Source organism: Microbacterium sp. HMWF026, from assembly GCF_003061325.1.
In the GTDB taxonomy this organism is placed as follows: domain Bacteria; phylum Actinomycetota; class Actinomycetes; order Actinomycetales; family Microbacteriaceae; genus Microbacterium; species Microbacterium testaceum_E.
Genome location: NZ_QAJB01000332.1, coordinates 1 through 8,822 on the forward strand (window position 1 = coordinate 1; position 8,822 = coordinate 8,822).

Annotated in this window: 8 protein-coding genes; 7 read left to right on the forward strand and 1 reads right to left on the reverse strand. The window is 70.1% G+C overall.

Features of this window, described 5'->3' with window-relative positions:
• The first annotated feature begins 414 nt into the window (after positions 1 to 414).
• The 7 genes from DBR36_RS12525 (at position 415) to nhaA (ending at position 8,160) form a co-directional block, all read left to right on the forward strand.
• Positions 415 to 1,467: a LacI family DNA-binding transcriptional regulator gene (locus DBR36_RS12525; RefSeq protein WP_108319871.1), complete on the forward strand. Its 1,053-nt coding sequence runs from the start codon at positions 415 to 417 to the stop codon at positions 1,465 to 1,467.
• A 61-nt stretch (positions 1,468 to 1,528) separates the two neighbouring features.
• Positions 1,529 to 2,821 carry an extracellular solute-binding protein gene (locus tag DBR36_RS12530; protein WP_258222803.1) on the forward strand — a complete coding sequence of 431 codons (1,293 nt, stop codon included), beginning with the start codon at positions 1,529 to 1,531 and terminating at the stop codon, positions 2,819 to 2,821.
• Positions 2,822 to 2,884: 63 nt separating this feature from the next.
• Positions 2,885 to 3,826 (forward strand): carbohydrate ABC transporter permease, encoded by a 942-nt coding sequence (locus DBR36_RS12535; RefSeq protein ID WP_108319875.1) that lies wholly within the window; start codon positions 2,885 to 2,887, stop codon positions 3,824 to 3,826.
• Between the two features lies 1 nt (position 3,827).
• Positions 3,828 to 4,781 carry a carbohydrate ABC transporter permease gene (locus DBR36_RS12540; protein WP_108319877.1) on the forward strand — a complete coding sequence of 318 codons (954 nt, stop codon included), beginning with the start codon at positions 3,828 to 3,830 and terminating at the stop codon, positions 4,779 to 4,781.
• A complete protein-coding gene (locus DBR36_RS12545) occupies positions 4,778 to 5,716 on the forward strand; it encodes a PfkB family carbohydrate kinase (protein WP_108319879.1) in 939 nt (312 codons plus the stop codon). The genes DBR36_RS12540 and DBR36_RS12545 overlap by 4 nt, the downstream gene beginning before the upstream one ends.
• Before the next feature lies 1 nt (position 5,717).
• Positions 5,718 to 6,689, forward strand: coding sequence for a glycoside hydrolase family 68 protein (locus DBR36_RS12550; RefSeq protein WP_108319881.1), 972 nt, complete (start codon positions 5,718 to 5,720; stop codon positions 6,687 to 6,689).
• Positions 6,690 to 6,828: 139 nt separating this feature from the next.
• Positions 6,829 to 8,160 carry a Na+/H+ antiporter NhaA gene (nhaA, locus tag DBR36_RS12555; RefSeq protein WP_108319883.1) on the forward strand — a complete coding sequence of 444 codons (1,332 nt, stop codon included), beginning with the start codon at positions 6,829 to 6,831 and terminating at the stop codon, positions 8,158 to 8,160.
• A gap of 113 nt (positions 8,161 to 8,273) precedes the next feature.
• Here the strand turns inward: nhaA and DBR36_RS12560 are convergent.
• Positions 8,274 to 8,822 (reverse strand): LacI family DNA-binding transcriptional regulator (locus tag DBR36_RS12560; protein ID WP_146185351.1); only part of this gene is annotated, 549 nt, incomplete at its 5' end.

Consider the following 8,822-nt stretch of genomic DNA (forward strand, 5'->3'; position numbering starts at 1 on the left):
GCCCCGGCGAGATCACGTGAAGTGGACGAACGCACACGCAAAGCCGTGTGGGTTCGTCCATTTCACGTGACGTCGCGGCCGGCGGAGCCCCCGGACACGGGATGCCGCGACCCGCCCGGACGGGGAAGGCACCGCGCGGCACGGCGTGGACGGGCTCATCACGGCACAGCGAGGTGCGGCAGAGCGCGGCGCGGGCGGGCACGGGCTCGGGCACCCGCACGGCGCGCAAGGACCTGGCCCCGACCAGCGCGGCGCGGACGCGCACGGCGCGGAAGGCCACGCCGCGACGGCCGACGAGCGTCGTGACCCGACCGTTACTTGACACCGCAGCACCCCAGACCCCACACTGATCTCGGTCGCTGATAAATCGGTTTATCAGCAAGGTAAATCGATTATCCAACGGAGGGTGGAGCGATGACTCGAGTGCGTCTCGCCGACGTCGCGAAAGCGGCGGGCGTCTCTCCCGCGACCGTCTCGCTCGTGCTCAACGACGCCGAGTCCCGCATCTCCGACGAGACCAAGGAGCGCGTGCGCCGGGTCGCGGACGAGGTCGGCTACTCGCCCAACCCGATCGCCCGGAGCCTGCGCACCCGCGTGACCGGCACCATCGGCCTCGTATCGGACCGCATCGCCACGACCCCCTTCGCCGGCCGCATGCTCGCCGGCGCGCAAGAGGTGGCGCGCGAGAACGAGCGTCTCGTCATCCTCGTCGACACCGACGGCCACCCCGAGATCGAGTCCGATGCGATCTCGACCCTCGTCAACCACCGCGTCGACGGCATGGTCTACGCCTCGATGTACCACCGGGTCCTGCCCGCCCCCGCGGGGCTCCCGGCCGGAACGGTGTTCCTCGACTGCCGCCCCGACGGCGGCGGCTACCCCGCTGTCGTGCCCGACGACTACGCCGGCGGCCGCGCCGCCGCGCAGGAGCTCCTCGACGCGGGCCACCGCCGCATCGCGTACATCGACGACGGCGACGACGACCGCCCCGTCGCCGCCCAGCTGCGCCTGCAGGGGTATATCGACGTCCTGAGCGAGGCGGGCATCACCCCCGATCCCGCGCTGCACGTCTACGCGCCCACGTCGGCAGCCGGCGGACAGCGCGCCGTCACCGAGCTGTTCGCCCTGCCGGACGAGCAGCGCCCCACCGGCATCTTCGCCTTCAACGACCGCATCGCGGCCGGCGTCGTGATGTGGGCGCACCGTCACGGCATCCGCATTCCCGAAGACCTGTCGATCGTCGGCTACGACGACCAGCAGCTGGTCGCGGCCGAGCTCGATCCCCCGCTGACCACCGTCTCGCTCCCCCACGCGGCCATGGGCCGCTGGGCCATGGAGGTCGCCCTCGGCCTCCGCGAGGCGGACCCCTCCTCCCCCCACCTCATGGACTGCCCGATCGTTCGTCGGGCTTCCGTCGGTCCACCCGCGCACCTCGGCAGCGCGCGGGAACCCCGGACCGCGGACTGACGCCACCCGGCGTCCCCTCACGATGGCGACAGCGATGTCGTCGTACACCGAAAGGAACACGATGAAGAAGTCCTTCATCCCGCTCGCCGCGATGGGCGTCGCTGCCGCGCTGGTCATGACCGGCTGCGGTCAGGCCGGCCAGGGCAGCACGACGACCGAAGACGGTCGCACCGTCCTGACCATGTGGACGCACTCGGCCGGAAACCCCGCCGAGCTCGCCGTCTACGAGAAGATCATCAGCGACTTCAACGCCTCGCAGGACAAGTACGAGGTCAAGACCGAGTCGTTCCCGCAGGGGGCGTACAACGACGCGATCGTCGCCGCGGCCGCGTCCGGAGACCTGCCCTGCCTGCTCGACCTCGACGGTCCGATCATGCCCAACTGGGCGTGGGCCAACTACCTGCAGCCGCTGAACATCTCCAGCGACATCACCGACAAGCTGCTTCCGACCGCGGTCGGAAAGTACAACGGCGAGATCTACTCCGCGGGGTACTGGGACGCTGCCCTCGGCATCTTCGCGCGCAAGTCGGTGCTGGATGCCAACGGCATCCGCATCCCGAGCATCGACCAGCCGTGGAGCGAGTCCGAGTTCGACCAGGCGCTGGCGACTCTCAAGGCCGCGGGCTACGACACCCCCATCGACATCGGCGCCGAGGACAAGGGCGAGTGGTGGCCCTACGCCTACTCGCCGTTCCTGCAGAGCTTCGGCGGCGACCTGATCGACCGTTCGACGATGCTGTCGGCCGACGGCACCCTGAACGGACCGGATGCCGTGAAGTGGGGCACCTGGTTCCAGGACCTGTTCAAGAAGGGGTACGCCAACAGCGGCGGCACCGTGGGCAACCAGGAATTCGTCGACGGCAAGGTGGCCCTGAGCTACACCGGCGTCTGGAACGGCCTGGCCGCGGTGGATGCCGTCGGTGACGACCTGCTGATCCTGCCTCCGCCGAACCTCGGCAACGGCCCCAAGATCGGTGGCGGTTCGTGGCAGTGGGGCATCTCGTCGTCCTGCGCGGATGCCGACGGCGCTCGCCAGTACCTCGAGTTCAGCTTCGACGACAAGTACATCACCCAGTTCGCCGACGAGCAGCTCGTGATCCCCGCCACCGAGGCGGCCACCGAGGCGTCGAAGTACTTCAACTCCACCGACGGCGCGCTGCGCCCGTTCGCGGAGTTCTCGAAGGAGTACGCCGTGCTACGCCCCGAGACCCCCGCCTACGCGGTGATCTCGACCACGTTCGAGACGGCGGCCAAGGACATCATGAACGGCGCCGACGTGCAGTCGGCCCTGGATGCCGCGGTCACCGAGATCGACACCAACATCGAGTCCAACGACGGCTACGGCGCGAAGTAACGCCGCGCCCAGCGGTGGGGGTCCGCTCCGGACCCCCACCGCGACCCGCGAAAGAAGAACCTGATGACCGTGTCTCCTCCGGTCGCCGCGGCGAAGCAGCCGCGCCGATCCCTCAGCCGCTTCCGCTCCTCGCGCGGACGCGAGACGTGGGCGGGCCTGGCGATGATGGCCCCCGCCGCCGTCCTGCTCCTGCTCTTCCTCATCGTCCCCGTCCTGCTGGCGTTCACGCTGTCGTTCACGAACGCCCGCCTGATCTCGCCGAACCCGCCGCGCTTCGTCGGTCTCGAGAACTTCTTCCGCGCGTTCACGGCCGACCCGGTCTTCCTGCAGTCGGCGTTGAACACCTTCCTCTTCGCGCTGGTCGTCGTGCCTGTCCAGGCCGGCTTGGGCCTGTTCCTCGCGGTGCTGGTCAACCAGCGCCTGCGCGGCACGACGTTCTTCCGGGTGGTCTTCTTCATCCCCGTGGTCACCTCGATCGTCGTGGTGTCGATCCTCTGGCGCTTCATGTACCAGAGCGACGGGCTGATCAACTCGATGATCGACGCCGTCACCTTCGGGGCGTTGAAGGGCGCCGACTGGCTGAACGACCCGAGCACGGCGCTCGGGGCGATCATCGTGCTGTCGATCTGGCAGGCCGTCGGCTTCCACATGATCATCTGGCTCGCGGGACTGCAGACCATCCCCGAGGAGCTCTACGAGGCGGCGCGCATGGACGGCGCGAGCCGCTGGCGCCAGTTCACCAACGTCACCTGGCCGGGCCTGCGGCCGACCATGGTGTTCGTCCTCGTCACGATCACGATCGCCGCCCTCGGCCTCTTCGTCCAGGTCGACGTGATGACGCAGGGCGGTCCCCTCAACTCGACGTCGACCGTCGTGTTCCACGCGGTGCGCAAGGGCTACGAGCAGCAGGAGATCGGCTACGCCGCCGCGATCTCGCTCCTGTTCTTCGTGGCCGTGCTGATCATCGCGCTCATCCAGCGCTGGTTGACCCGAGAGAAGAACTGACATGACCGGCATCCTCGAGCGCCCCCGGCGCGCCGCGCGCCCCGCGCGTCAGACCCCGCCCGCGCGGCAGCGCACCCGCTCGTCCGAGGGGCGGCGCGGCCGCATCCTCACCTACGTGGCGATGTCGATCCTGGCGGTGTTCTTCCTCTTCCCGCTGGTGTTCATGTTCGTGTCGAGCCTCAAGCCCGACGCCCAGATCCTGCGCGACATCAACTCGCCCGCGGCGTTCCTGCCCACCGGCGACATCAGCCTCGACAACTACTTCGGCGTGTTCGACCGTGTTCCCGTCGGGCAGTTCCTGTTCAACTCGATCCTGGTGACGGTGCTCACCGTGGGGCTCGGTCTGATCGTCAACTCGCTCGCCGGGTTCGCCCTGTCGCGCCTGCGGTGGAAGGGCCGCGTCGTCGTGCTCGCGCTGATCATCGCGACGCTCATCGTCCCGTTCGAGACGATCGCGGTGCCGATGGTCTACTGGGTCAACCAGCTGCCGACCCTCGTCATGGAGGGCGGGGTGCTCAAGTACGACTTCGGCTGGCTGAACACCTACCAGGTGCAGATCGTGCCGTTCATCGCGAACGCGTTCTCGATCTTCCTCTTCGCGCAGTACTTCTCCACGATCCCGCAGTCGCTCGACGAGGCTGCGCGCATCGACGGCGCGAGCTGGTTCACCATCTACCGGCGCATCATCGTGCCCCTGTCGGGACCGGCGTTCGCCACCGTGGCGATCCTCACCTTCCTCCCCGCGTGGAACCAGTACCTGTGGCCCCTCATGGTCGTGCAGAAAGAGAACCTGCGTCCCGTCATGGTCGGCATGCAGTACTTCTTCCAGCTCAACACCGCCTGGGGTGAGGTCATGGCCTACACCTCGCTCATCACCCTCCCCGTGCTGATCGTGTTCCTGGTCTTCCAGCGCGCGTTCGTCAGCAGCATCGCCGCCTCGGGGGTCAAGGGATGAGCGCACCGCTCGATGTCGTCGTGCTCGGAGAAGCACTCATCGACATCGTCACCACTTCCGCCGGGGCGGCCGAGCGCCCCGGCGGGAGCCCCGCCAATGTCGCCGTCGCCCTGGGGCGACTGGGCCGCGCGGCCGCCCTGGTGGCGCGCGTCGGCGACGACGAGCGCGGGCGCGTCCTCGAGGGCTGGCTGTCGGCATCCGGGGTCGCCCTGCACTCCGCGGGCAGACCCGTCCGCACCGCCACGGCCACCGCGACGATCGATGCGCGCGGCGACGCCACGTACGTCTTCGACATCGACTGGACCCTGCCGGCCCCCGTCGAGGTGCCGACCGCGCGCATCTTCCACACCGGGTCGGTCGCCGCGACCCTCGCGCCCGGCGCCGACGAGGTGCGCGCCGCTGCCGAGCGGGCGCGTCCGACAACCCTCATCAGCTACGACCCCAATATCCGCCCGGCCCTGACCGGCGGGGTCGCCGACGCCCGGGCGCGGGTCGAGGCGCTCGTCGCGGTGAGCGACATCGTCAAGGCGAGCGCCGAAGACGTCGCCTGGCTCTCCCCCGGGGTCGCCGCGGTCGACGTCGCCCGCGAGTGGATCGCCCTGGGTGCCGGACTCGTCGTCATCACCGACGGGGATGCCGGTTCCCTCGCCGTCACCGCGCGCGCGCGCGTCGAGGTCCCGGCGGTGCCCACCCGCGTGGTCGACACCGTCGGCGCGGGCGACACCTTCATGGGCGCACTGCTGGACGGCATCCTGAACCTCGCCGGCGATACCGCAGCGCTCCGCGAGAGCGTGCGCTCCGCGGATGCCGACACCCTCCGCCCCCTGCTCGACCGCGCCGCGGCTGCCGCCGCCATCACGGTCGGGCGCGAGGGGATGGACCCCCCGACCCGAGACGACCTGCAGCGCGATGCTGCCGTGAAAGAGAGTGCCTGACGTGTTCGACCTCGCCGATTCCTACGTGTGGGATTTCTGGTTCGCCGACGACGGCGACCGCTACCACCTGTTCTTCCTCTACGCCTCGCGCGCGCTGCACGACCCCGAGGATCGCCACTACCGGGCGTCCGTCGGCCACGCCGTCTCGACCGATCTGGTGTCGTGGGAGCGCGTCGCCGATGCCCTCGTCCGCGGCGGAGCCGACGACTTCGACGCCCTCGCCACCTGGACGGGCTCGACCGTGCGACGCGCCGACGGCACGTGGTTCCTCTTCTACACGGGGTCTCGTCTCGCCGAGGACGGGCGCAATGTGCAGCGTGTCGGCTACGCAACCAGCTCCGACCTGTACACGTGGCACAAGAACACGGCGAACCCGGTCCTCGAAGCCGACGGCGAGGTGTACGAGCGTCTCGCGACCACCGAGTGGCACGACGAGGCCTTCCGCGACCCGTGGGTGTTCGCCGACCCGGCCGGCGTCGGCTGGCACATGTACGTCACCGCCCGGGCGACCCACGGTCCGCTGAACGGCCGCGGCGTCGTGGCGCACGCGACCTCGCCCGACCTCGAGACGTGGGAGCTGCAGGCCCCCGTGAGCGCGCCCACCGAGCGGGGCTTCGGTCAGCTCGAGGTGACCCAGGTCGAACAGGTCGACGGTCGCGCGGTGCTGCTGTTCTCGTGCATGCCGGCGCAGGCGATGGATGCCGTGCGCGAGCGTCACCCGCGCGGCGCGGTGTGGGCGGTCCCCGCCGACGACGTGCTCGGCCCGTTCGACATCGAGGCCGCCACGCCGATCACCGACGACGACCTGTACGTCGGCCGTCTGATCCAGGATCGCGCCGGCGCGTGGCAGCTGCTCGCCTTCCGCAACGTCGGTCCCGACGGCACGTTCGTCGGCGGCATCACCGACCCCCTGCCCGTCGGCTGGGACGGCGACCGTCTGGTGGTGAAGCAGCCCGCGACCGTGTCGGCCTGATCCGACCGACCGTCGAACGCGCACGCTCGTTGGGGGGCGTGCGCGTTCGGCGTTCACGCGAGCGCGGCGCGATAGAATGGGACCTGGTGCGTCGGGAAGTCTGGTCGACATTCTGTCGATCGACCCCTGAGGAGGCCTCATGAGCCACGACACCACCCGCGCGCCGAGCTGGCCCGGCTACCGCGAAGTCCACCGCGTCACGACGCTGCTGCGTCGCGAATCCGTCGGCGGGATGCTGCTGGTGGTCGCCGCGATCGCGGCGATCATCTGGGCGAACTCCCCCGCGGCGGACTCCTACTTCGCGCTGCGCGACTTCCGGTTCGGGTACGAGCCGTGGCATCTCGAGCTGAGCGTCGGATCGTGGGCGGCCGACGGCCTGCTCGCCGTCTTCTTCTTCATGGTCGGCCTCGAGCTCAAGCGCGAGATCGTCGTCGGCAGCCTGCGCCGCTTCGAGACCGCGATCGTGCCCGTCACCGCGGCCTTCGCGGGCGTGGCCGTGCCCGCCCTGATCTACGTCGCAATCGTGCACACGCAGCCGAGCCTGCTGGCCGGCTGGGCGATCCCGACGGCCACCGACATCGCGTTCGCCGTCGCCGTGCTCGCCCTGGTCGGATCGCACCTGCCCGGCCCCCTGCGCATCTTCCTGCTCACCCTCGCCGTGGTCGACGACCTGATCGCCATCGCCATCATCGCGATCTTCTACACCACCGACATCTCGCTCGTCCCCCTCGCCGTCTTCGCGCTGCTGGTCGTCGTCTACGGCGTCATCGCCCACCGGGCCCGCGCCTGGTTCGCGCGCAACGCCTGGGGTGCATGGGTCGTGCTGCTGCCGATCGGCTTCGCCGCGTGGGCGTTCCTGCATGCCTCGGGCGTGCACGCCACGATCGCCGGCGTCGCTCTCGCCTTCACGATCCCCGTCGCGGCGTCGAAGCGCCAGCCCGAGCACCACGGCATGGACCTCGCCGAGCAGTTCGAGCACCGCTTCCGTCCGCTGTCGAGCGGCATCGCCGTACCGATCTTCGCCTTCTTCGCGGCGGGTGTCGCGGTCGGCGGGGGCGAGGGGGTCGTGCGGGCCCTCATGGACCCCGTGACCATCGGCGTCGTCGCCGGACTCGTGCTCGGGAAGCCGGTCGGCATCCTGCTCGGAGTCCGGCTGCTCACCCTGGTCACCAAGGTGCGTCTCGATCCGGCGCTCAAGTGGATCGACCTCGCCGGGGTCGGCCTGCTCGCGGGCATCGGTTTCACCGTCTCGCTGCTGATCGCCGAGCTCAGCTTCCCCGCGGGCTCCCCCCACACCGACGACGCGAAGATCGCGATCATGGCGGCCTCGCTGATGGCATCCGTCCTCGCGGCGAGCGTGCTGCTGGTGCGCAACCGCCGCTACAAGCAGCTCGCCCTCGCCGAAGAGGTGGATGCCGACGGCGACGACGTGCCGGACGTCTATCAGCAGCCGCTTCCCGACGCGCGCTGAGCCCGTGGCGTCACCAGAACAGGCTGCGGCGCCGAGAACAGGGGGATCCGGGCGCCGAGGGCCTGTTCTGGTGACATCCCCTGTTCTCGCGACGCCGAGGGGCCCGGCGCGGGTCAGGCCGAGCCGCGCTCGATGACCTCGGTGGGCAGGATCGTGGCGTGCGCCGCGGGTCGCCCCGCCAGGATGTCGAGAAGAACGGATGCCATGTGCCGCCCCTGCGTGAGCGACGGCTGACGCACGGTGGTGAGCGCCGGGGTCAACGCCGTCGAGACCGCGGAGTCGTCGAAGCCCATCACGGCGATGTCGCGACCGGGCTCGACGCCCTTCTCACGCAGCGCCGCGTACGCCCCGCGCGCCATGAGGTCGCTCGCGACGAAGACGGCGTCGAGGTCGACGCCGGCCGAGAGGATGCGATTCATCGCCAGCGCCCCGCCCATCTCGGTGAAGTCGCCGTTCTCGACCACCGCGGGCTCGAGCCCCGCGTCGGCCATCGCATCGCGGAACCCCTGCAGGCGGTCGATGCCGGCGGGCATGTCCGAGGGCCCCGAGATCGTGCCGATGCGGCGGTGTCCGCGGGCGAGCAGATAGGCGGTGGCGGTACGTCCGCCCTCGACGTTGTCGACGTCGACGTAGTAGTCGTCGGCGCGCACGCGGTTGGGGCG